This is a genomic window from Streptomyces sp. NPDC087844, from assembly GCF_044742785.1.
Lineage (GTDB): Bacteria > Actinomycetota > Actinomycetes > Streptomycetales > Streptomycetaceae > Streptomyces.
Window position 1 is genome coordinate 1 of the sequence record NZ_JBIUVD010000067.1, and the last position, 1,337, is coordinate 1,337.

General features: G+C 71.3%; 2 protein-coding genes. Both read left to right on the forward strand.

The genetic code is table 11. The annotated features are described in order from the left end of the window. Window positions 1-266 precede the first annotated feature (266 nt). On the forward strand, window positions 267-413 hold the full coding sequence (locus tag ACIOKD_RS42015; protein ID WP_402093758.1) for an SCO1431 family membrane protein: 147 nt from the start codon (window positions 267-269) through the stop codon (window positions 411-413). 102 nt (window positions 414-515) lie between these two features. After that, window positions 516-1,175 (forward strand): TetR/AcrR family transcriptional regulator, encoded by a 660-nt coding sequence (locus ACIOKD_RS42020; RefSeq protein WP_402093760.1) that lies wholly within the window; start codon window positions 516-518, stop codon window positions 1,173-1,175. The last annotated feature ends 162 nt before the right edge of the window (window positions 1,176-1,337 follow it).

Genomic DNA, 1,337 nt, shown 5'->3' on the forward strand with positions numbered 1-1,337 from the left:
CACCCCCCCCCCCCCCCCCCCCCCCCGCCCCCCCCGCCCCGGCCCGGGGGGGGGGGGGGCGCCCACGCACCCGGGCCCCATAAGACCAGGGGGGGCCCCCCCCCGGGCGCCCCCACCCCTGTGGTGCGTGCCACACCGGTCGGTCGCGCGTGACCAAGCTCTCCCCCGCAAAAGCCCGATCCGATGGCAAGGTGGACGAACCGGTGGGACAAGTCCGTCCGAACCGGCGGGGGAGTCCATCGCAAGCCGACCGTGAGTGAGCCGCCATGACCACGACCTCTGCCACCGCCGGACACGTCCGCGCCCGGACGGGCGGCCCCGATGACGACGGCCCGAAGATCCTTGAGCACGTCGTGGGCTGGACCTTCGTGCTGGTGCTCGCGATGTTCGTGACGCAGCTCGGCCTGGTCTGACGCCGGGATCTCGCCGGCCGGTCGAAGAGACTCGAACAGGCTGCTCGTACAGCTCTGCCATACTGCGAAAGTCCCGCTCGCGGTTGGAGACCAGGTCCGCAATTGACTGACAGTCCACAGCGCGGTGCCGACCGCCCCGGAGCGCGCGGCACCGAACGTTCCCTGGCGCGCCGTGCCGAACTCATCGTCATCGGGCGGAAGTTGTTCGCCGACACGTCCTACGACGCCCTGTCGATGGACGACATCGCCAAGCAGGCGCATGTCGCCAAGGGACTGATCTACTACTACTTCCGCTCCAAGCGCGGCTACTACCTGGCGATCGTCGAGGACTCGGTGGCCGAGCTGGTCTCCCGGGCGGCCAGTGGTCGCGAACTGCCCCCGGAAGAACGGGTGCACCGCACCATCGACGGCTATCTGCGCTACGCCGAGCACAACCAGGCCGCGTACCGGACCATCATCAGCGGCGGTGTCGGGTTCGATGCCGAGGTGCACGCCATCCGCGACGGCGTCCGGGAGGTCATCGTCGAGACCATCGCCGAAGGGGCGTACGGGCGGCGGAAGGTGGGCCCGCTGCCGCGCACGGCGCTGCTGGGCTGGCTGTGCAGTGTGGAGGGGGCCACCCTCGACTGGATCGACCACCGCGGCCTGTCGCGCGATCTGATGCGCGAGCTGCTGGTGAAGATGCTCGGCGGCACCATGCGAGCCATCGAGGAGCTGGACGTCTCCTACCCGGCCCCGCAGTCAGCGCGCCGCACCAGCTGAGACGGCGGGGCCGACACGGTAGGGCCGAGACAGCGGGGCGGGGGGGGGGGGGGGCGCCCCCCCCCCCCCCCCCCACCGGAGGGGGGAATTTGTTTGGCGGGTAAAGAAGGGCGGTGGCCCGGGGAACCCCACCACCCCCAAAAAAAAAACCCCCCCCCCCCC

Bases quoted from the DNA above. Each gene is read 5' to 3' on its own strand.
- ACIOKD_RS42015 (WP_402093758.1), top strand. From the start codon at position 267: ATGACCACGACCTCTGCCACCGCCGGACACGTCCGCGCCCGGACGGGC.